General features: G+C 72.6%; 17 protein-coding genes. 5 read left to right on the plus strand and 12 right to left on the minus strand.

Annotated features, from left to right (window positions below; all coding sequences use genetic code 11):
• Position 1 precedes the first annotated feature (1 nt).
• Genes ACIRPU_RS14445 through ACIRPU_RS14455 form a run of 3 tightly spaced genes read right to left on the minus strand, consistent with a single transcriptional unit; the run spans position 2 to position 2,855 of the window.
• Positions 2–814 (minus strand): ABC transporter permease, encoded by an 813-nt coding sequence (locus tag ACIRPU_RS14445; RefSeq protein WP_403866404.1) that lies wholly within the window; start codon positions 812–814, stop codon positions 2–4.
• The gene (locus tag ACIRPU_RS14450) at positions 802–1,698 is read right to left on the minus strand and encodes an ABC transporter permease (protein WP_403866407.1); all 897 of its coding nucleotides are present in this window, start codon (positions 1,696–1,698) and stop codon (positions 802–804) included. Before ACIRPU_RS14450 ends, ACIRPU_RS14445 begins: the two co-directional genes overlap by 13 nt.
• Positions 1,695–2,855, minus strand: coding sequence for an ABC transporter substrate-binding protein (locus ACIRPU_RS14455; RefSeq protein ID WP_403866410.1), 1,161 nt, complete (start codon positions 2,853–2,855; stop codon positions 1,695–1,697). The genes ACIRPU_RS14450 and ACIRPU_RS14455 overlap by 4 nt, the downstream gene beginning before the upstream one ends.
• Positions 2,856–3,066: 211 nt before the next feature.
• Between ACIRPU_RS14455 and ACIRPU_RS14460 the strand changes: the two genes are divergently transcribed.
• The gene (locus ACIRPU_RS14460) at positions 3,067–3,807 is read left to right on the plus strand and encodes a GntR family transcriptional regulator (RefSeq protein ID WP_403866413.1); all 741 of its coding nucleotides are present in this window, start codon (positions 3,067–3,069) and stop codon (positions 3,805–3,807) included.
• A 137-nt stretch (positions 3,808–3,944) separates the two neighbouring features.
• On the opposite strand, the gene ACIRPU_RS14465 is transcribed toward ACIRPU_RS14460, so the two are convergent.
• The 6 genes from ACIRPU_RS14465 to rpe form a co-directional block, all read right to left on the minus strand.
• Positions 3,945–4,397, minus strand: a complete 453-nt coding sequence (locus ACIRPU_RS14465) for an Lrp/AsnC family transcriptional regulator (RefSeq protein WP_020128883.1) — start codon at positions 4,395–4,397, stop codon at positions 3,945–3,947.
• A 10-nt stretch (positions 4,398–4,407) separates the two neighbouring features.
• Positions 4,408–5,883: an amino acid permease gene (locus tag ACIRPU_RS14470; RefSeq protein ID WP_355705439.1), complete on the minus strand. Its 1,476-nt coding sequence runs from the start codon at positions 5,881–5,883 to the stop codon at positions 4,408–4,410.
• 319 nt (positions 5,884–6,202) lie between these two features.
• Entirely contained in the window at positions 6,203–7,642 is a 1,440-nt protein-coding gene (locus tag ACIRPU_RS14475; RefSeq protein WP_355705440.1) for a GuaB1 family IMP dehydrogenase-related protein, read from the minus strand.
• A gap of 131 nt (positions 7,643–7,773) precedes the next feature.
• Positions 7,774–8,286: a barstar family protein gene (locus tag ACIRPU_RS14480; RefSeq protein ID WP_403866418.1), complete on the minus strand. Its 513-nt coding sequence runs from the start codon at positions 8,284–8,286 to the stop codon at positions 7,774–7,776.
• Positions 8,287–8,305: 19 nt separating this feature from the next.
• Positions 8,306–9,349 (minus strand): sugar-binding domain-containing protein, encoded by a 1,044-nt coding sequence (locus tag ACIRPU_RS14485; protein WP_355705441.1) that lies wholly within the window; start codon positions 9,347–9,349, stop codon positions 8,306–8,308.
• A 90-nt stretch (positions 9,350–9,439) separates the two neighbouring features.
• Entirely contained in the window at positions 9,440–10,126 is a 687-nt protein-coding gene (gene rpe / locus ACIRPU_RS14490) for a ribulose-phosphate 3-epimerase (RefSeq protein ID WP_351767162.1), read from the minus strand.
• A 160-nt stretch (positions 10,127–10,286) separates the two neighbouring features.
• Here rpe and ACIRPU_RS14495 point away from each other — a divergent pair, with 160 nt between their 5' ends.
• Entirely contained in the window at positions 10,287–12,452 is a 2,166-nt protein-coding gene (locus ACIRPU_RS14495; protein WP_403866423.1) for an MMPL family transporter, read from the plus strand.
• 121 nt (positions 12,453–12,573) lie between these two features.
• Positions 12,574–14,028 carry an argininosuccinate synthase gene (argG, locus tag ACIRPU_RS14500; protein ID WP_384118979.1) on the plus strand — a complete coding sequence of 485 codons (1,455 nt, stop codon included), beginning with the start codon at positions 12,574–12,576 and terminating at the stop codon, positions 14,026–14,028.
• A gap of 95 nt (positions 14,029–14,123) precedes the next feature.
• On the opposite strand, the gene ACIRPU_RS14505 is transcribed toward argG, so the two are convergent.
• Together ACIRPU_RS14505 and fmt are read right to left on the minus strand one after the other, a co-directional pair.
• Complete coding sequence (locus ACIRPU_RS14505; RefSeq protein WP_403866426.1) at positions 14,124–15,551, minus strand: RsmB/NOP family class I SAM-dependent RNA methyltransferase; 1,428 nt, start codon at positions 15,549–15,551, stop codon at positions 14,124–14,126.
• Between the two features lie 133 nt (positions 15,552–15,684).
• The gene (fmt, locus tag ACIRPU_RS14510) at positions 15,685–16,617 is read right to left on the minus strand and encodes a methionyl-tRNA formyltransferase (protein ID WP_384125249.1); all 933 of its coding nucleotides are present in this window, start codon (positions 16,615–16,617) and stop codon (positions 15,685–15,687) included.
• 221 nt (positions 16,618–16,838) lie between these two features.
• On the opposite strand from fmt, the gene ACIRPU_RS14515 reads away from it, so the two are divergent.
• Complete coding sequence (locus ACIRPU_RS14515; protein WP_403866429.1) at positions 16,839–17,480, plus strand: hypothetical protein; 642 nt, start codon at positions 16,839–16,841, stop codon at positions 17,478–17,480.
• 144 nt (positions 17,481–17,624) lie between these two features.
• On the opposite strand, the gene ACIRPU_RS14520 is transcribed toward ACIRPU_RS14515, so the two are convergent.
• Positions 17,625–19,778 carry a primosomal protein N' gene (locus ACIRPU_RS14520; RefSeq protein WP_403866432.1) on the minus strand — a complete coding sequence of 718 codons (2,154 nt, stop codon included), beginning with the start codon at positions 19,776–19,778 and terminating at the stop codon, positions 17,625–17,627.
• 88 nt (positions 19,779–19,866) lie between these two features.
• Here ACIRPU_RS14520 and ACIRPU_RS14525 point away from each other — a divergent pair, with 88 nt between their 5' ends.
• Complete coding sequence (locus ACIRPU_RS14525) at positions 19,867–20,532, plus strand: hypothetical protein (protein WP_403866435.1); 666 nt, start codon at positions 19,867–19,869, stop codon at positions 20,530–20,532.
• The last annotated feature ends 2 nt before the right edge of the window (positions 20,533–20,534 follow it).

Below are 20,534 nucleotides of genomic sequence, written 5' to 3' on the forward strand. Positions count from 1 at the left end.
TTCATCCCCGGGAAGTAGGACGGGTGCGCCCGCCGAAACCGGCGAGGACGAGGAGCAGCACCCAGGTCACGAGCAGGCTGAGCACCGACACGGCGACGGACAGCTGCGCCTGCGAGCCGCTGACGTTCACGATCCAGACGGCGAAGGGCTGGAAGCCGAGCAGCTGCGCCACGGTGAACTCGCCGAGCACCAGCGCCAGGGTGAGGAAGGAGGCGTTGAGCAGCGCGCCGCGCAGGTTGGGCAGGACGGCCCGGACCAGCGCCTGCGGCCAGCCGGCCCCGCAGCTGCGGGCGGCCTCGACGAGGGTGCGTACGTCGACGGAGCGCAGTCCCGCGTCCAGCGCGCGGTACACGAACGGCAGCGCCATCACGACGTACGCCAGGACGAGGATCACCGGGAAGTCCGGGTCCTGGATCGCCACGAACGTCTGGAACAGCGGGGTGCGCGAGAGATGCTCCGGTCCCCACTTCAGCACCGTCCCGATGCCGGCGACGAACGCGATCGGCGGCACGACCAGCGGCAGCGAGCAGACGACCTCGACGACCGGCCGCAGCCGGGGCGAGCCCAGCCGCAGCGCCACCATGGCCGGCACCATCAGCAGCAGGACGACGGCGATGGTGGCGACGGCCAGCTCCAGTGAGAGCAGCAGACTGGATCCGAAGCCGTCGGTGGAGAAGATCCGGGTGTAGGCGTCGAAGGTGACGCCCTGTCCGGGCACGTCGACGGTGAAGACGACCGACGCGGCCAGCGGCACCACGAAGTACAGGCCGGCGAGGCCGAGGACCCCCCACCGCCACAGGTTCAGGCGAGCCATCGCGCGCTCCGTCGTTGCAGGGGCAGATAGACCGCCATGACCAGGCCCGCGACCAGGACCATGTCGAGGCTGAGGGCGAGCGCCACGTTCTCCTGGCCGACGAGCACGTTGCCGGAGATGGCGTCGGCGATCTGGAGGGTGACCAGCGGGATGGAGCTGCCCACCATGGCGGCGGCGGTGGCGTACGCGGCGAAGGCGCTGCCGAAGAGCAGCACCAGGCCGCCGAGCAGCGAGGGCAGCAGGACGGGCAGGGCGACGTGCCGCCAGTACTGCGCGGGGGTCGCGCCGTTGTTCTGCGCCGCCTCGCGCCACTGGGAGCGCAGCCCCTCCAGGGCGGGGGTGATGGTGAGCACCATCAGCGGGATCAGGAAGTACAGGTAGACGATCACCAGTCCCCAGAAGCTGTACAGGTCCCAGCCGTGGTCGGTGAGCCCGAATCGCCGGGTCAGCACGCCGGCGTTGCCGAGCGTGGCGACGAAGGCGAACGCCAGCGGGACGCCGCCGAAGTTGGCCAGCACCCCGGACGCGGTGAGCACGGCCTCGCGCAGCGCGCGGAAGCGGGAGGTCACGACGGCCTGCGCCAGGGGCAGTCCGAGCAGCGCTCCCAGCCCCGCGGACACGGCGGACAGCTTCACACTGCCGAGCAGCGCCGTCAGGTACGCGCCCCGCAGGGAGGCCGTCAGGTTGTCGACCGTGTACGAGGTGGCGCCCGTGGCCGGGTCCTTGGCGGTGAACGCGCCGTCGAGCATGGCCACGGCGGGCAGCCCGAAGGCCAGCGCGGTGAAGGCGAGCAGCGGGACGACGGCGAGCCAGCCGAGGGCACGGCGCCGCCGCTTCACCGGAGCGGCGGCCGCCGTGTCGACCCGTACGGCGGTGGAGGTCATCCGGAGACGGCCTTGGCCCAGCCCTGCCCGAGGACGGTCTTGGCCTTGCTCTGCTGGTCCTCGGTCGGGAAGGAGGGCGTCCCTGAGACCTCGGGCAGCTTGGCCGCGGCCGTCTTGTCGAGGGTGCCGGCCTTCTCCATGGCGGTCATCAGGGCGGGCCGGGCGTATCCCTTCAGCCACAGGTTCTGGCCCTCGGCGCTGTAGAGGTATTCCTGCCACAGGCGGGCGACGGCCGGGTGCGGGGCGTCCTTGTTGATCGCCTGGGAGTAGTACTGGGAGAACTGGCCGTCGCTGGGCACCGACACCTTCCAGTCGACGCCCTTGGACGTGAACTCGTCGGCGTATCCGGCGTTGAGGTAGTCCCAGTCGATGCTGATGGGCGTCTCGCCCTTCTCGACGGTGGCCGGGGTCGACTCGACGGGCGTGTAGTTGCCGTTCTTCTTCAGCTTGGCGAAGAAGTCGAGGCCGGGCTGGATGTCGTCGAAGGAGCCGCCGCTCGCGAGGGAGGCCGCGTAGACGCCGCCGAAGGCGGAGCCGGACTTGGTGGGGTTGCCGTTGAGGGCGACCTGGCCCTTGTACTGGGGCTTGAGCAGATCGGCGAAGGTGGTGGGGCAGGTCTTGACGCGCTTCGCGTCGCAGCCGATGGAGATGTAGCCGCCGTAGTCGTTGTACCAGCGGGCCTGCGCGTCCTTCTGCCCCTCGGGGAGGTCGGCGTACGACGCCACCTCGTACGGCGCGAGCAGCCCCTGCTGGGCGGCGCTCAGCGCGAAGGAGCTGCCGAGGTCGAGGACGTCCGGCGCGCGGTCCTGGCCCTTCCTGGAGGTGACGGCGTTGATCTCGTCCTGGCTGGAGCCGTCGGGGTTCTCGACCGCGACCTTGATGCCGTACTTCTTCTGGAAGCCGTCGATGAGGGCGCCGTAGTTGGCCCAGTCGCGGGGCAGCGCCATGGCGTTCAGCGTGCCCTCCTTCTTCGCCGCCTTCACCAGGGCGTCGAGGCCCCCGAAGTCGGCGGCGGAGGTGGCGGTGGCGGCGTTCTTGCCGTCGGCGGTGGTGGAGGTGCTGGTGTCGGGGGCGGCGCCACAGGCGCTCAGGGCGAGTACGGCGACGGCGGCGAGGGCACCGCCGCGGGCGGCTGTTCTCGGCAGGGGCACGGTCACGGCTTCTCCAGGGGACGCGCGAGAATGCAGGAGATGAGGAGAACTTGTCTGAACAAGTTGGCCTCAGTACGCACGCCGCTGGTGTCCACTTCGTAAACACTGGCGAAACCCTGAGCCCTGATTTCACGCACAGTTGCGACCGGAGCCGAGCCGCGTCGAAGGTCGACTAGGCTGGTCAAGCTGTGTACAGCAGTCGAAGCAGAGGGGAAGCATGGCCGCGCGACACGAGGAGATCGCCGACGCACTGCGCCGGGCGATCGACCGCGAGGAGTACGCGGTCGGCGCGCGGCTGCCCGCCGAGACCGACCTCGCCGCCCGGTACGGCGTCTCGCGCGGCACGGTCCGCCAGGCCGTCGCGGCGCTGACCGCCGAGGGGCTCATCGGCTCCCGCCAGGGCGCCCGCCGCGTGGTCCTGGCGAGCCGCCGCAGCCAGAGCTTCGCCGAACTGCGCAGCTTCGCCCAGTGGGCGCGCGCGATGGGCCGCGAGGCGACCGGACGGGTCGTCGCCCAGGCCTACCGCCCGGCCGACGCCGAGGACGCCGTCCGCCTCCAACTCCGCGACGGCACACCTGTGTTGCACGTCCTGCGACTGCGTGGTCTGGACGGCGAGCCGGTGCTCCTGGAGCGGACCGTGTACGCGGACTGGATCTCCCCGGCCGTCGAGTCGATCGAGCCGGACTGCGCCTCCGTGACCCAGCGCCTCCTCGACGACACCGGTCTCGTCTTCGCCTACGGCGAGCACGTCATCGACGCGGTGGCGGCGGGCGCCCAGGACGCCGAACTGCTCGCCGTCCGGCGCACGAGCCCCCTGCTGCGCGTCCGCCGGGTCACCACGACCCGTGAGGGCCGCCCGGTGGAGTGGTCGGACGACCGCTACCGCTCGGACGCGGTCAGCTTCAGCGTGCACAACTCGATCGGGAACAACGCGCTGGCCCGGAAGACCGCCGAGTAGGCCGACGCGGGCCGTCCCGGCTCGGACCGGCAGGTTGACCCGGACCGGCAGGCCGAACCGGACCGGCAGGCCGATCCGGACCGGCAGGTCGGCTCAGGGCGACAGGGCGGCTCAGGGCGACAGGTCGGCGGGGCGGCTCAGGTCGGTGAGCCCGCGGAGAAGCGACGCAGCAGCGGCGACAGCACCAGCACGGACTTCGTCCGTTCCACGAACGGCTCCCCCGCGATGCGCTCCAGCACCCGCTCGAAGTGGCGCATGTCGGCGGCGAAGACCTGGGCGACGGCGTCCGCCTCCCCGGTGACGGTGGACGCGGCCACGACCTCCTGGTAACGCTCCAGGCCCCGCTGGATGGTCTCCGGGGAGGTGTTGCGCCGGCAGTAGATCTCGACGAACCCCTCGGTCTCCCAGCCGAGGGCCGCCGGGTCGACCCGTACGGTGAAGCCGGTGATGGCTCCGGTGGCCCGCAGCCGGTCCACCCGCCGCTTCACGGCGGGCGCCGACAGGCCGACCAGTTGCCCGATGTCCGCGAAGGAGCGGCGGGCGTCCTCGGCGAGGGCGTGCACGATGCGTTCGTCGAGATCGTTCAGCACAGTGGGTTGATCACTTCTCAGATGGTGCGGGCGCTGCGAGGCGGGAGCGGCGATGGCCGTAGAGGAAGTAGAACACGAGCCCGACCGCCATCCAGACTCCGAAGACCACCCAGGTGACGGCCGAAAGGCTGCCCATCATCCAGACGCAGAGGGCGAGACCCAGGCCCGGCAGTACCGGCGAGAGCGGCACCCGGAAGGTTCGGGGCATTTCCGGACGGGTCCGGCGCAGCACCACGACCGCGATGTTGACCAGCCCGAACGCGAAGAGCGTGCCGATGCTGGTGGCGTCCGCCAACTGGCCCAACGGGATCGCGGCGGCCAGCACCCCGCAGAACAGCGACACGATCACCGTGTTCGCGCGGGGCGTGCCGGTCTTCGGGTGGACGCGGGAGAACACCTTGGGCACCAGGCCGTCCCGGGACATCGCGAAGAGGATGCGGGTCTGGCCGTACAGCACGGTCAGGACGACGCTCGCGATGGCGATGACCGCGCAGAAGGCGAGGAGCGTGCCCCAGAAGGACTGCCCGGTCACCTCGCGCATGATCTGCGCGAGCGCGGCCTCGGAGTCGCCGAACCGCTGCCAGGGCTTGGCGCCCACGGCGACGGCGGCGACGAGGACGTACAGCGCCGTCACGATGACGAGCGACAGCATGATCGCGCGGGGCAGGTCGCGCTGCGCGTTCTTCGCCTCCTCACCGGCGGTCGAGGCGGCGTCGAAGCCGATGTACGAGAAGAACAGCGTCGCGCCGGCCGCGCTGACGCCCGCCATGCCCAGCGGCATGAAGTGCTCGTAATTGCCGGAGCGGAAACCCTGGACGCCGATGGCGCAGAACATCACCAGCGCGGCGATCTTCACGGCCACCATGACGGTGTTGGCGCGCGCCGACTCGCGGGCGCCGCCGAGCAGGAAGGCCATGGCGAGGACGACGACGATGAGGGCCGGCAGGTTGAAGACGCCACCGTCCCCGGGCGGCGCCGACAGCGCGTCGGGGATGGTCACGCCGATCGTCCCGTCGAGCAGCTCGTTGAGGTACTCGCCCCAGCCGACGGCCACGGCGGCGACCGACACGCCGTACTCCAGGACCAGACACCAGCCGCAGATCCAGGCGACCAGTTCGCCCATCGTCGCGTACGCATACGAGTACGAGGAGCCGGCGACCGGGATGGTGCCCGCCAGCTCGGCGTAGGACAGGGCCGAGAACAGCGCCGTGAGTCCGGCGATCACGAAGGACAGCGTGACGGCGGGACCGGCCTTGGGCACCGCCTCGCCGAGCACGACGAAGATGCCGGTGCCGAGGGTGGCGCCGATGCTGATCATCGTGAGCTGCCACAGCCCGAGGGAGCGCCTGAGCGACCCTCCCTCGCCCTGGCCGCCCTCGGCCACCAGGTGTTCCACGGGCTTGCGCCGCATGAGCCGCGCGACGGGCCCCGGGGACGCGGGGGCGGTCCGACTGCGCTGTTGCGGGGGTGCGCCTTGATCGAGCACGCGCTGACTCCTTCGTCGCTGCCTCTCGGCGTGACGGGAACCGGCGGCGCACCTGCGCGAGCAGGAACCCACCGAGCGGGGTCCCCGCCACGCTACGTACAGCGCACGACCCTATGAGCAGGGCCGTAGCGCTTGTAATGCTGCAACCTTGCGCACACACGCAAGAACGTTGCGTCTATCGCACAGGGGTGCGTGTTCATTGCACGGGAGCCGAACGCGCCCCGAAAGGGGCGCGGGGCCGGGTCGATACGCGGCTCCGCCGCGCCGGTGCGACCAGCGGCGACCGGGCCCGCGACCGCGATGCCGACCGCCCCGCGAGCTACCAGCTCGCGTGCAGCGGCTTGCCCTCCGCGTAACCGGCCGCGCTCTGGATGCCGACGACGGCCTTCTCGGCGAACTCCTCGAGAGAGCCCGCGCCCGCGTACGTGCAGGAGGAGCGCACGCCCGCGATGACCGAGTCGATCAGGTCCTCGACACCCGGGCGGGCCGGGTCGAGGAACATCCGCGAGGTGGAGATGCCCTCCTCGAACAGCGCCTTGCGGGCACGGTCGTACGCCGACTCGTCGGAGGTGCGGTTGGCGACGGCGCGCGCGGACGCCATGCCGAACGACTCCTTGTACAGGCGGCCGCCCGCGTCCTGCTGGAGGTCGCCCGGGGACTCGTAGGTACCGGCGAACCACGACCCGATCATCACGTTGGACGCACCGGCGGCCAGCGCCATGGCGACATCGCGCGGGTGACGGACACCGCCGTCGGCCCACACGTGCTTGCCGTACTTCTTCGCCTCGGCCGCGCACTCCAGGACCGCCGAGAACTGCGGCCGGCCCACGCCGGTCATCATGCGGGTGGTGCACATCGCGCCCGGGCCGACCCCGACCTTGATGATGTCGGCGCCCGCGTCGATCAGGTCCTTGACGCCCTCGGCCGAGACGATGTTCCCGGCGACGATCGGCACCCGCGGGTCGAGCGCGCGCACCGTCCGGATGGCGCTGATCATCGACTCCTGGTGGCCGTGCGCGGTGTCGATGACGAGCGTGTCCACGCCCGCGTCGAGCAGCTGCTTGGCCTTGCCCGCCACATCGCCGTTGATTCCGACGGCCGCGGCGACGCACAGCCGGCCCGCCGCGTCGACGGCCGGCGTGTACAGGGTGGCGCGCAGGGCGCCCTTGCGGGTGAGGATGCCGGCGAGCTTGCCGTCCCGGTCGACGGCGGGGGCGTAGCGCCGGTTGGCCGTGTCGAGGGTGTTGAAGGCCTCGCGCGGGTCGATGTCGGCGTCCAGGAGCAGCAGGTCCCGGGACATGACGACCTCGAGCTGGGTGAAGCGGTCGACCCCGCTCAGGTCCGCGTCGGTGACGACACCGACCGGGCGGAACTCCTCGTCGACGACGACGCCCGCGTTGTGCGCGCGCTTGGGCAGCAGGGCCAGGGCGTCGGCGACCGTCTGGTGCGGGGCGAGCACGATGGGGGTGTCCAGCACCAGGTGCCGGCTCTTGACCCAGGCGATGACGTCGGTGACGACGTCGATCGGAATGTCCTGCGGGATCACCGCCAGCCCGCCGCGCCGGGCCATGGTCTCGGCCATCCGGCGACCGGCCACGGCGGTCATGTTGGCGACGACCAGCGGGATCGTGGTGCCCGTGCCGTCCGGGGCGGCCAGGTCGACAGCCTGACGCGACCTGACCGCGCTGCGGCTCGGCACCATGAAGACGTCGTCGTAGGTGAGGTCGTACGCGGGCTGGATGTCGTTGAGGAAACGCACGTGCCGCACATCCCAGTCGATCAGAGGTGACCCCCGGACAGGTCAGTCAGGGGGAGAAGCACGTACTTCATTCTCCCACGACGGCCGTGCCGCGATGCCCGGACAGAACGTCCAAGCAGCTCAGGGGGGTCTTAGGAGGATCCTCCGAGGGCGAGCAGCACGGACAGCGCCGGCACCTGGTCCACCGCCTGGGCGAACACGTCCTGCGCGATCACCCACTCCTGCGGCCGCGCCTCGGCGTACGGCCGCCAGTTCCGTACGACGATCTGGAGCCCGCCGTCCCCGGGCGGGGCCTGGAGGTCGGTGAGGCTGTCGGCGAGAGCGTCCCAGTTGCGTCCGAACCAGTCGGGCAGCCCCAGGGCGTCGGCGCAGCGGTCCATGAGCGCGGACTTGTCGGTCACCCCGTCCAGATCCAGCGTGACCACGAACTGCGTCATCTCAGCACCGCCCCGGAACGTGTCGTAGTGATCATCGGTGTAGTAGAACTCGTCGCCCCGCCCGGCGACAACGCGTCGGGCCCCGCGGTCGCGCGAGCCCGGCGTCCCGGCGGTGTATTCGTGGCGAGCGGGAGCAGCAGGCACACCAGCACGCGGGGGACGAACCGCAGCAGCATGCGTCGATGCTGTCACGGCCGTCCCCCTCATGACCTGCTGTCCCGACCGGTCAGATCCCGTCCGGGTCCGCCCGGCCGAGGGCGGGCTTCGGCGGCGGCCCCGCCGTCATCAGGAAGTCGGCCGCCGACGTGTCCGTCACCAGACTGGTGACGAGCCCGGACCGGAGCACCGCGTCGATCGCGGCCGCCTTGCGCTGCCCGCCCGCGATCGCGACGACCTCGGGAACCCGGCGCAGCTGGTCGGTCTTGACCGTGATGCACCGCTCGCCCAGGTCCCGCCCGACCCGGCGGCCATCGGCGTCGAAGAGGTGCGCGGACATCTCGGCGGCGACCCCGAGCGAGGCGTAGTGCGCCCGCTCCTCGTCGCTGAGCATGTCGTGCACCGTCGAGATGCCCGGCTCCCAGGAGCCGATGGAGACACAGGCGACCGTGACCTTGTCGAAGTACTCGAAGGCCCGGGCGATCCCGGTCTGGTGGCGCAGCGCGGCCGCGGTGGCCGCGTCCGGCAGCAGCATCGGCGCGTAGATGGGGTGCGCGTCGCCGCCGGACACCTGGGCGGCGCGGCGGACGGCCTCGACCGAGCCGCGCTCCGCGGTCCCGGCGTCGTACACACCCGTCAGCTGCACGACGGTGCACGGCGGCAGCCGGTCCAGCGCCGCCGCCATGTGAATCGTGGACCGGCCCCAGGCCAGCCCCAGTACGTCCCCCTCGTCGACCAGTTCGCCGAGCAGGTCGGCGGCCACTTCCCCGAGGTTCTCGGGGTCCGTGGTCTCCTCGGCCTCGGCCGGGGACTCGACCACGACGGCGTGCCTGAGGCCGTAGCGGGCGCGGAGCGCGTCCGAGCGCTCCGCGTCCAGCTCGGCCGGCACGCGGATCTCGATCCGTACGAGATCCCGTTCGAGGGCGGTCTCCAGGACCCGGGCCACTTTGAAGCGGCTGACGCCGAACTCCTCCGCGATCTGGATCTTGGACTTTCCCTCTAGGTAGAAGCGGCGGGCCATGGCCGCCGCCTGCACCAGCTCAGCGGGTCCCATCCGCATGGCTGACCGGCCCGCCGACATACCCGACACGGCGTTCTCCTCACTGCTGTTCACACTCTGGATACGCCGTTCATCCTCGCAGATCCGGCGCAGTTGATCAGCTCTGATGGGAGCCGTTCACATACCTGTCGGTAAGTGGTTGGTTTAGTGTCCACATGCCCAGGAGGCGCCGGCGATCGCCGCCTCCGCCTGAGCCCGCAGGCCACGGACCGCCTCCGCCGGGTCGTCCGCCCCGTATACGGCCGAGCCTGCCACGAACACGTCGGCTCCCGCCTCGGCGCACCGCTCGATCGTCGAGGCCGAGACGCCCCCGTCGATCTGGAGCCACAGTTCGAGGCCGTGCTTGCTGATCAACTCGCGGGTGCGGCGGATCTTGGGGAGCATGATGTCGAGGAAGGCCTGGCCCCCGAAGCCCGGCTCGACCGTCATGATCAGCAACATGTCCAGTTCGGGCAGCAGGTCCTCGTACGGCTCGATGGGCGTCGCCGGCCTGAGCGCCATGGAGGCACGGGCGCCCTTGGCCCGGATCTCGCGGGCGAGTCGCACGGGTGCGGCGGCGGCCTCGACGTGGAAGGTGACGGACGAAGCACCCGCCTCGACGTACTGCGGGGCCCAGCGATCGGGGGCCTCGATCATCAGATGGCAGTCCAGCGGGGTGTCCGTCGCACGGGCCAGTGACTCTACGACCGGCACACCGAGCGTGAGGTTCGGGACGAAATGGTTGTCCATGACGTCGACGTGGAGCCAGTCGGCTCCGGCGACCGCCTCCGCCTCGTCCGCAAGGCGGGCGAAGTCGGCGGACAGGATGCTGGGGTTGATCTGCACGGCCATGACCCAAGCCTGCCATGCCCTCCGGGGGTTGCGGGCATCGGTCCCGCGGGGGAGCGTGGTTCGTCGTCCGCGGACCGGCTGTGGCTGATCGCGCAGTTCCCCGCGCCCCTTACGGGACGCGGTCGCACACGGCGGCTACAGAACGGCCCGGAGGGTAGTCATGGCCGAGAATCGCGGCATCGCGCACCTGGTCTGCGGGCGGCGCGCGAAGTGGCTGGTGCTGGCGCTGTGGCTGGTGGTGCTGTTCCTGACGGCGCCCTTCGCCCAGAAGCTCACCGACGCCCAGGACAACGACGCGGCCTCCTGGCTGCCGGGGTCGGCGGAGTCCACCCAGGTGCTGGAGATCTCGCAGGACTTCAGGCCCGAGCAGATTCCCGCGGTCGTCGTCTACGCCCGCGCCGGGGGCCTGACGGCCGAGGACCGGGCGCGGATCACCGAGGACGCGGCTCAGCTCAAGCAGCTCACCGACCACGGCATCCGCGGCACGGAGACCCGCGGCCCGGTCTACGACCGCCCGGCCGACCCGCGCGCCGCCCAGATCTACGTGCCGATCACCATGGACGAGAAGGGCTGGGAGCGCATCGCGCCGGCCGTCGACTCCATCCGTGACGTCGTCGGCGACGGCGGCGCCGGTCTTGCCGTGCACATCACCGGACCCGGCGGCACCTCCGCGGACTTCTCCGAGGCCTTCGAGGGCATCGACTCGACCCTGCTGCTGGCGGCGATGGGGGTGGTCGTCGTCATGCTCCTGATCACCTACCGCAGCCCCACCCTGCTCGTCGTCCCGGTGCTCGCCGTGGTCGCCGCCCTGTTCACCGCGCAGGCCCTGATCTACTTCCTGGCCGAGCACGCGGGCCTGACCGTGAACGGCCAGAGCGCCGGCATCCTCACGGTGCTCGTCTTCGGCACGGGCACGGACTACGCCCTGCTGCTGGTGGCCCGCTACCGGGAGGAGCTGCGCCGGCACGAGGACCGGCACGAGGCGATGGCCCTGGCGCTGCACCGCGCGGGCCCCGCGGTCCTGGCCTCCGGCGCCACGGTCGTCCTGAGCATGCTGATGCTGCTGGCCGCCGAGATGAACTCCACCCGCGGGCTGGGCCCGGTCGCGGCCATCGGCGTGGCGGTTGCGCTGCTCGCGATGATGACCCTCTTCCCCGCCCTGCTGGTGATCTGCGGCCGCTGGATCTTCTGGCCGGCGATCCCGCACTTCGGCTCCTCCGACCCGACCGAGCAGGGCGTCTGGGCCCGCACGGGCCGGGGCATCGCCCGCCGCCCGCGGCTGGTCTGGGCCGTGACGGCGCTGGTCCTGGCGCTCTGCTCGCTCGGCCTGATCCAGCTGCGCGCCGAGGGCATCGCCAACGCGGACGCGTTCACCGGAAAACCGGACTCGATCACGGGCCAGGAGGTGTCGGCGAAGTACTTCCCGGCCGGCAGCGGCGACCCGCTGGTCGTCATCAGCGACGAGGCCCGGGCCCGGCAGGTGAAACTCGCGGTCGCGCGGACGGAGGGCGTCGTGCCGACCTCCCTGCGCCTGCCACCGGGCACGAAACCCGTCCACGACGGCCAGGTGCTGTTCGAGGCGACGATGACCGACCCGGCCGACAGCGAGGCCGCGAAGCAGACCGTGGAGCGGGTCCGGGACGCGGTGCACGAGGTGCCGGACGCCGACGCCAAGGTGGGCGGCGGCACGGCGGCGCTCCTCGACATGGACAAGGCGACCACCCACGACAACCTGGTGATCATCCCGCTGGTCCTGGCCGTGGTCCTCCTCATCCTCTGTGCCCTGCTGCGCGCCCTGATCGCCCCGCTGCTGCTGGTCGGGACGGTGATCCTGTCCTTCGCGGCGGCCCTGGGCCTCAGCGCGCTGGCGTTCCGTCACCTCTTCGACTACGCGGGCGAGTCGACGGACTTCCCACTGTTCGTCTTCGTGTTCCTGGTGGCGTTGGGCATCGACTACAACATCTTCCTGACCACCCGGATCCGCGAGGAGACGGGCCGCCAGGGCACCCGGCAGGGCGTGGTGACCGGCCTGGCGGCGACCGGCTCGGTGATCACCTCGGCGGGTCTGGTCCTGGCCGGCACCTTCGCGGCCCTCACCACCCTGCCCATGGTCGCCTTCGCGGAGATCGGCTTCGCGGTGGCCCTGGGCGTCCTCCTGGACACCTTCATCGTGCGGTCGGTCCTCGTCACCTCTCTGTTCCTGGACATCGGACCGAAGATCTGGTGGCCGCACCGACTGGCCCGGGAGAGCCACGCGGCCGCCCCGCCGAAGGGCCCGGCAGGCCCGGCAGGCCCCGCTCAGCCGGCGCAGAGCACCGAGCCCTGACCACCGAGCTCTGAGAGGCCGAGCCCTGAGCACCGAGCTCTGAGAGGCCGAGCCGGTCCATCAGCTTGTCCATCAGCCCCCGCCCTTTGCATGACCATGCGAGTTCATGCATAATCTTCCTATGTCCAAGGTCCTCACCTCCCTTCCCGCCGGCGAGCGCGTCGGCATCGCCTTCTCCGGCGGGCTCGACACCTCGGTCGCGGTCGCGTGGATGCGCGACAAGGGCGCCGTCCCGTGCACCTACACCGCCGACATCGGCCAGTACGACGAGCCCGACATCGCCTCGGTGCCCGGCCGCGCGAAGACCTACGGCGCCGAGATCGCGCGCCTGGTCGACTGCCGCGCCGCACTGGTCGAGGAGGGCCTGGCCGCGCTCACCTGCGGGGCGTTCCACATCCGCTCGGGCGGGCGCGCCTACTTCAACACCACCCCGCTCGGCCGTGCCGTCACGGGCACCCTCCTGGTCCGGGCGATGCTCGAGGACGACGTCCAGATCTGGGGCGACGGCTCGACGTTCAAGGGCAACGACATCGAGCGGTTCTACCGGTACGGCCTGCTGGCCAACCCGCACCTGCGGATCTACAAGCCCTGGCTGGACGCGGACTTCGTGACCGAGCTCGGTGGGCGCAAGGAAATGTCGGAGTGGCTCGTCGCCCACGACCTGCCCTACCGGGACAGCACGGAGAAGGCGTACTCCACCGACGCCAACATCTGGGGCGCCACCCACGAGGCGAAGACCCTGGAGCACCTGGACACCGGCGTCGAGACCGTCGAGCCCATCATGGGCGTGCGGTTCTGGGACCCGTCGGTCGAGATCGCCGCCGAGGACGTGACGATCGGCTTCGACCAGGGCCGCCCCGTGACGATCAACGGCAAGGAGTTCGCCTCCCCCGTCGATCTGGTGATGGAGGCCAACGCCATCGGCGGCCGCCACGGCCTCGGCATGTCGGACCAGATCGAGAACCGCATCATCGAGGCCAAGAGCCGCGGCATCTACGAGGCGCCCGGCATGGCCCTGCTGCACGCGGCCTACGAGCGTCTGGTCAACGCGATCCACAACGAGGACACCGTCGCCCAGTACCACAACGAGGGACGGCGCCTGGGCCGGCTGATGTACGAGGGCCGGTGGCTGGACCCGCAGGCGCTGATGATCCGGGAGTCGCTCCAGCGCTGGGTCGGCGCGGCCGTCACCGGCGAGGTGACGCTGCGGCTGCGGCGCGGTGAGGACTACTCGCTCCTCGACACCGCGGGCCCGGCCTTCAGCTACCACCCGGACAAGCTGTCCATGGAGCGCACCGAGGACTCCGCGTTCGGCCCGGTGGACCGGATCGGCCAGCTCACCATGCGCAACCTCGACATCGCCGACTCGCGCGCCAAGCTGGAGCAGTACGCCACGCTCGGTCTGATCGGCAGCGGGAGCCCCTCGATCGGCGCCGCCCAGGCGGCCGCGACCGGTCTCATCGGCACCATGACGGAGCTGCCGGAGGGCGGCGCCGAGGCCATCGCCTCCCGTGGCGAGGTCTCCGACGACGACCAGCTGCTGGACCGCGCCGCGATGGAGTTCGGCACGGACTGACCCCTACGGGGACACCCGCGAACGAGGATGGCCGGCCCCACGCCGTTGCGTGGGGCCGGCCATCCTCGTTCGCGGCTCCGACAGCCGCGCGGGTCTCAGCCGGTCTTCTTGATCAACGCCAGGTACATGGCGTCGGTCCCGTGCAGATGCGGCCACAGCTGGACGTCGGGCCCGTCGCCCAGCTCCGGCACGCCCGGCAACAACGGCCGCGCGTCCATCAGCTCGGCCTCCGGGTACTGCTTGAGGACGTCGGACACGACCGCCCTGGTCTCGGCGAGGTGCGGCGAACAGGTGGCGTACCCGACGACGCCCCCGACCCGTACGGACTCCAGCGCGGTCCGCAGCAGCCCGCGCTGGAGGGGCGCGAACCCGTCGAGGTCCTCCGGCCGGCGCCGCCAGCGCGCCTCGGGCCGTCGCCGCAGTGCGCCGAGACCGGTGCACGGCACGTCCATCAGCACCCGGTCGAAGGAGCCGGGCCGCCACGGGGGCCGGGTCCCGTCGGCGGCGATGACCTGGTAGGGCCCGGGGTTGCCGGCCAGCGCCTTGGCGACCAGCCCCGCGCGGTGCGGCTGCTTCTCGGAGGCGAGCAGCGCGGCCCCCCGCTCGGCGGCGAGGGCGGCGAGCAGCGCGGCTTTGCCACCGGGTCCCGCGCATCCGTCCAGCCACAACGCGTCGGACCCGTCGAGCGGCGCGTTGGCCAACGCGAGCGCCACGAGCTGGCTGCCCTCGTCCTGCACACCCGCCCGCCCGTCCCGTACGGCGTCGATGGCCCCGGGCTCACCGCCCTCGGTGAGCCGCACGGCGTACGGCGACCAGTTTCCGGCGACCGAGGCCTCCTCCCGGAGCAGCTCCTCGGTGGTGGCCCGCCCGGGGCGGGCGACGAGCGTCACCTCGGGCCGCTCGTTGTCCGCCGCCAGCAGCTCCTCGATGCCGGCCCGTCCGCCGCCGAGGGAGTCCCACAGCGCGGAGACGACCCAGCGCGGGTGCGAGTGCACGACGGCGAGATGGTCCTCGGGATCGTCGTCGTAGGGCGGAGCGACCTTCTCGATCCACTCGTCGAGATCGTGCGCCGCGACCTTGCGCAGCACGGCGTTGACGAACTTGGCGCGTCCGTCGCCGAGCACGACCCGGGCGAGGTCGACGGAGGCGGACACGGCCGCGTGGGTCGGGATACGGGTCCCGAGCAGCTGGTGCACGCCGAGGCTCAGCACGTCGAGGACCGGCGGATCGACCTCGCGCAGCGGCCGGTCGACACACGCGGAGATGACGGCGTCGTACGTCCCCTGCCGGCGCAGCGTCCCGTAGACCAGCTCGGTGGCGAGGGCCGCGTCCCGCCCGTCGAACTTGTCGGGTCCCTCCTTCTCGCGCGCCTTGCGCAGCAGCGGCGGCAGCACGAGGTTGGCGTACGCGTCCCGCTCGTCGACGGCCCGCAGCGCCTCGAAGGCGAGGAGGCGGACGGGGTCCTTCTGAGGCCGGCGGTAGGGCTTGCCCGGCTTGCGGGAACGGTGGGGCTGGTCGCTCACGAAAAGGTGCTCCGGATTACATGAGGAAAGGTGCGTCCAGCGTACGTCGGTGGGTGCGCCGGGCGGACTTGCTGACGGGGGCCCACGGACCGGGAGCGGGGCTCACGGGCCGGGCGGGGCTTGTGCAGGAGCGTTACGCCCCGACGGCCTCCCCGTGCTCGATCCGGGCGCCCCGGGCCCAGTCGGCGGCCCGCATCGGCTTCTTGCCCTGCGCCTGCACCCACAGCAGCTCGACCGCGTACGAGCCGGTGCCGACGTGCACGCTGTTCTTGCCGACGAGGAGCGCGCCCGGGGCGAGCTCGGTCCGCTCGGGGACCGGCTGGACCTGGATGAGCTTGAGCCGCTCCCCGCGGAAGGTGGTCCAGGCGCCGGGGGCGGGGGTGCAGCCGCGCACGACTCGATCGACCCGCAGAGCCGGGGTGGCCCAGTCGACCTGAGCGTCCTCGACGGTGATCTTCGGCGCGAGGGTGATCCCCTCGCCCGGCTGCGGCACGGCCTTCACCGTGCCGTCCTCGATGCCGTCCATGGTCGCGGCGAGCAGCCCGCTGCCGGCGAAGGCCAGCCGGGTGAGCAGGTCACCGCTGGTGTCTGTGGGCCGGATCTCCTCGGTGACCGTCCCGTACACCGGCCCCGAGTCGAGGCCCTCCTCGATGAGGAAGGTGGAGGCGCCGGTGATCTCGTCCCCCGCCATGACGGCGTGCTGCACGGGTGCCGCCCCGCGCCAGGCGGGCAGCAGCGAGAAGTGCAGGTTGACCCAGCCGTGGGCCGGGATGTCCAGCGCCACCCTGGGCAGCAGCGCCCCGTAGGCCACGACGGGACAGCAGTCGGGCGCGATCTGCCGCAGCCGCTCCAGGAACTCCGGATCGCGCGGCTTGGCGGGCCTCAGCACTTCGATGCCCGCCTCCTCGGCGCGCTGGGCGACGGGAGAGGCGATCAGCCGCCGTCCCCGTCCGGCCGGCGCGTCGGGCCGCGTGACGACGGCGGCCACCTCGTGCCGCCCGGAGGCGATCAGAGCGTCCAGGGCGGGAACGGCGACCTCGGGGGTACCGGCGAAGACGAGCTTCATGAGTGGGCGGGGCCTCTCGGGCGGGACGGACGACGGGCGACGCACAAGTTTATGTCGCCGACCGGCCCGGCCGCCGACGGGCGGGAGGCCCCATGAGTCACTCCCCGGGGGGCGTACGCATATGCCCATACGCCCCCACAGCGTGACCAGCGGCGCGAACCGGCGTTGGTCAAGAAAGAGTTGACCACACCTTCTTCAACGCCGGTTCGAGAGGCTTGTTCATGGCCGACCATGCAACCCACGACGCCCAGGCCCGGGCCAGCCTGCACTTGCTGGTGCGGGACATCGAACGGGTCCGCCGGCAGGTGGACGCACTGCGCACCCTCACCGCCCAGCTGGGCAACGTCTACCGCCCCCGCCGCTCCGGCCCGTCCACGGGCTTCGTCGTCTACGGACGCGCCCCGGCCCCCACGGTCCGCCTCGCCCAGGAGCTGCGGGACAGCGTCGAGACCCTGGTCACCGCGGCGGTCGACTTCGACCGTTCGCTCGGATTCTCGTGGGACGCGGTGGGCTCCGCCCTCGGGGTCACCAAGCAGGCCGTCCACCGCCGCTACGGCGCCCGCCGTGCCGCGGCCCAGGCCGCCACGACCGAGGCCGAGCAGCCCGCCGAGCCCACCGCCACCCGCACGGTCACCGTGAACACGGGCATCCCGACGGTTCCGACGGTCCCCGCCGCCCGCTCGATGCCGACCCAGCCGACGGCCGGCAGCCCCGCCCTGCGCGACACCGGGGCCCCCACCCTGCGCGACGCGGCCGGCCCGGCCCTGCGCGAGGAGGCGAGGCCGGCCCTGCGCGAGGCCGCCGGCCCCGCCCTGCGCGAGGAGGCGAGGCCGACCGCCTTCCCCGGCCCGCGCAACGGCTGACGCACCGCACCCCGCACCGAGCGCCACCCCACCCCGTCTCCTCCCACCCTGCCCTCTCGGCCCACGCCCGAGAGGGCAGTCGCGCACCCGGGCTCCGCCCGGCCTCCCTCACCTCACCTCACCTCACCGCACTCCCCGTCACCCTCAGCCGATGTCCGGGGGATCGATCCGCACCCGCACCGGCTCCTCGCCACCTCGAGCCATCCGAGCCGCCTGTGCCGTCTTCAGGGCGGCAGCCAGCGCGGCGCCCCTCCCCGGCGGCACCCGGAGCAGCGCCCGATCCCACTCCTCCCCGGGTGGCGGGGCGCCCGGCCGCCGAGGCCGCCCCGGCGGGCCCGACGGCACCGGGACCGGCCCCAGCAGCTCCGCCTCCGGCGGCAGTTCGACGGCCTCCAGGAACGCGGCGACGGCCTCCCCCGTCCCCGACACGGCCGCCATCCGCGAGACCGGCGGAAACCCCAGCTCGGCCCGCTCGGCGAGCTCCCGCACCGCGTGCCCCACCGGATCCCATCGCACCAGCGCCTGCACGGGCCGCAGGGTCGGCTCGGCGACGACGACCACGGTCCCCCCCTCCCCCGACGGCCGGACGAGCGCGGCGGCCGCGATCCAGCGGCGCAGCGCGTCCTCACCGGCCCTCAGGTCGGGCCGCCCGAGCATGGCCCAGCCGTCCAGCAGCAGCGCGGCCGCGTACCCGCCCTCGGCGACCGGCTCGGCACCGGGCGTGGACACGACGAGCGCGGGCGCCCCCGGCACGGTGTCCAGCACCTGCTCCCGCCCCGACGTGCGCACCGGCACGGCGGGAAACGCCCGACCCAGCTCCTCGGCGGTCCGCCGCGCCCCCACGACCTGCGCCCGCAGCCGGAACGAGCCGCACTCCGGACAGTGCCAGGCGCTCTCCTCACGCCCGCACCACCCGCACCACAGCGCACCCCCGTCCCGCGCCTCCAACGGCCCGGAGCAGTGCCGGCACCGGGCGGCGGCCCGGCACTGCGCACACGCCATCCGCGGCACATAGCCCCGCCGCGGCACCTGGACGAGCACCGGCCCGTGCCGCAGCCCCTCCCGGACCGCCTGCCAGGCCAGGGTGGGCAGCCGGGCGGCCCGGGCCGCCTCGTCCCGCGCGAGGTCCTGGTCGCCCACGGTGCGCACGAGCGGAGCGCTGTGCCGCACCTGCTCCCGCGCGGCGGTCAGCGGCCGGGCCCAGCCGCTCTCGACCAGTTGCGCGCCCTCCACGGTGCAGCTCCAACCCCCCACCAGGAAACCGCACTTGTCCTGCGCGGCCCGCAGCAGCAGTACCTCGCGCGCATGGGGCTGCGGCGCGTGCGGTTCGCTGTGGCTGTCGTCCCCGTCGTCCCAGAGCGCGACCAGACCGAGGTCCTGGACCGGCGCGAACATCGCGGCCCGCGTCCCGACGACCGCCCGCACGGAACCCCGCCGTACGGCGAGCCACTCCCGATACCGCTTCTCGGGCCCGGCGTCCGCCGTGAGCAGCGCATGCCGCCCCTCCCCCAGCAACGCCGTCAACGCGGCGTCGACCCGTGCGGCGGCCCGCCCGTCGGGTACGACGACCAGTGCCCCGCGACCCGAGGCGAGCGTCGCGGCGACGGCCCGCGCCAGCTCCTCGCTCCACTGGGGGCCGGGCAGCGCGTTCCACACCGCCCGGGGCGCTCCGCCGGACGCCAGCGCCTCGAGGAACGCGCCCCCTCGCTCGTAGCGACCCCAGGAGCCGGCCTCCGGCGCCGACGGCGGCGGCAGCGGCGCCAGGGAGGGCCGCTGCTCGGCGCGCGCGTTGCGCGGCGGAACGGCCAGCTGGAGGACGTCGGCCAGGCTCCCCGCGTACCGGTCGGCGACGGCCCGCGCCAGTCCCAGCAGCTCTTCGCTCAGCACCGGCTCGGGCGACACCACCTGGGCGAGCGCCGCGAGCGGTCCGGAGTAGTCCGACGCGGCGAGCCGCTCGACGAGGAACCCGTCGATGAGCCCCCCGCCCTCGCGCCGCCCGTCGCGCACCCGCCCGCGCCCGGCGCCGAACCGCACCCGCACCCGCACCCCCGGCTGGGCGTCGGCGTCCAGCTCGGCAGGCACCGCGTAGTCGAAGTACCGGTCCAGATGCAGCACGCCCTTGTCGACGAGCACCCGCGCGACCGGCAACTCCTCGGCCAGCGCGGCCCCCCGCCAGGTCCGGGGCTTGGCCCGCGGCGCCTTGGCCTGCCGCACGCTCTCCCGGATCAGCGCGAGCTGCTCGGGCGGCGCGCCCTCGCCGGCCGCACCACCGTCCCCCTGCCCGTTCTCGCTGCTCACGCTTGCAGTTTTACCAAACGCCACTGACAACGGTCCTTCCGCCGAAGCTCGGCTCCCCGTCCGGTGCCGCAGGCACTTGGATGGGCGCGTGACCGTTGAAGACGTTGCCCGGAAACTGCCCGCCATCGATCTCCTGAGGGACCACTGCCGTTCGTTGGCCGTGCTGGACGCGATCCTGAGCCCCGAACAGCCCGACCCCTTCCACTCCTTCGTCGCGCGGTGGTCGGAATCGGAGGCCGTGGCCTCGATGCGCGACGGCCAGGGGGACGAGTACGACATCGTCTTCTCCGCCGTCGGCGCCTGGATCCGCGGCTTCGCCCACGAGTCCCCCATGAGCCCCTATGCGCAGGACGGCCCCTGGCCGGGCGTGCTGGACGACGTCCCCGAGGTGTTCGCGTCCTGCGTCGAGGAACCGGCGTTCACCGACGAGGACGGGATGCCGGTCGCCACCGCCTGTCTGTGGCGCGAGTCGGCCGACGACGGCTGGTCCACGGGCACGATCGACTTCCCCGACCACCCGGCGGACGACCCGGACGGCGCCGCGGGCCTGTTCCGGTTGCTCGCCGACCGCTCGCCGTCGGCCTTCCGGCAGTGGGCGCAGGACCACTACGAGGTCCCGGTCGATCTGGAGGCCGTACGGCACGTCCTCGCCTCCCGCCCGCTGACCGACGCGGTGGTCGCCGCCCTGAACCCCGGGCTCGCCGTGACCGATCTGGCCAAGGACGTCGAGCGGGCCGGCTACCCGCGGCACTGACC

It is taken from the genome of Streptomyces sp. NPDC102259, from assembly GCF_044766465.1.
Classification (GTDB): domain Bacteria; phylum Actinomycetota; class Actinomycetes; order Streptomycetales; family Streptomycetaceae; genus Streptomyces.

Coding starts and splice junctions, on each gene's coding strand:
- rpe (WP_351767162.1), bottom strand. CDS start 10,126: ATGGCCGTGCAGATCAACCCCAGCATCCTGTCCGCCGACTTCGCCCGC.
- argG (WP_384118979.1), top strand. CDS start 12,574: ATGTCCAAGGTCCTCACCTCCCTTCCCGCCGGCGAGCGCGTCGGCATC.
- ACIRPU_RS14515 (WP_403866429.1), top strand. CDS start 16,839: ATGGCCGACCATGCAACCCACGACGCCCAGGCCCGGGCCAGCCTGCAC.
- fmt (WP_384125249.1), bottom strand. CDS start 16,617: ATGAAGCTCGTCTTCGCCGGTACCCCCGAGGTCGCCGTTCCCGCCCTG.
- ACIRPU_RS14445 (WP_403866404.1), bottom strand. CDS start 814: ATGGCTCGCCTGAACCTGTGGCGGTGGGGGGTCCTCGGCCTCGCCGGC.
- ACIRPU_RS14450 (WP_403866407.1), bottom strand. CDS start 1,698: ATGACCTCCACCGCCGTACGGGTCGACACGGCGGCCGCCGCTCCGGTG.
- ACIRPU_RS14460 (WP_403866413.1), top strand. CDS start 3,067: ATGGCCGCGCGACACGAGGAGATCGCCGACGCACTGCGCCGGGCGATC.
- ACIRPU_RS14495 (WP_403866423.1), top strand. CDS start 10,287: ATGGCCGAGAATCGCGGCATCGCGCACCTGGTCTGCGGGCGGCGCGCG.
- ACIRPU_RS14480 (WP_403866418.1), bottom strand. CDS start 8,286: ATGAGGGGGACGGCCGTGACAGCATCGACGCATGCTGCTGCGGTTCGT.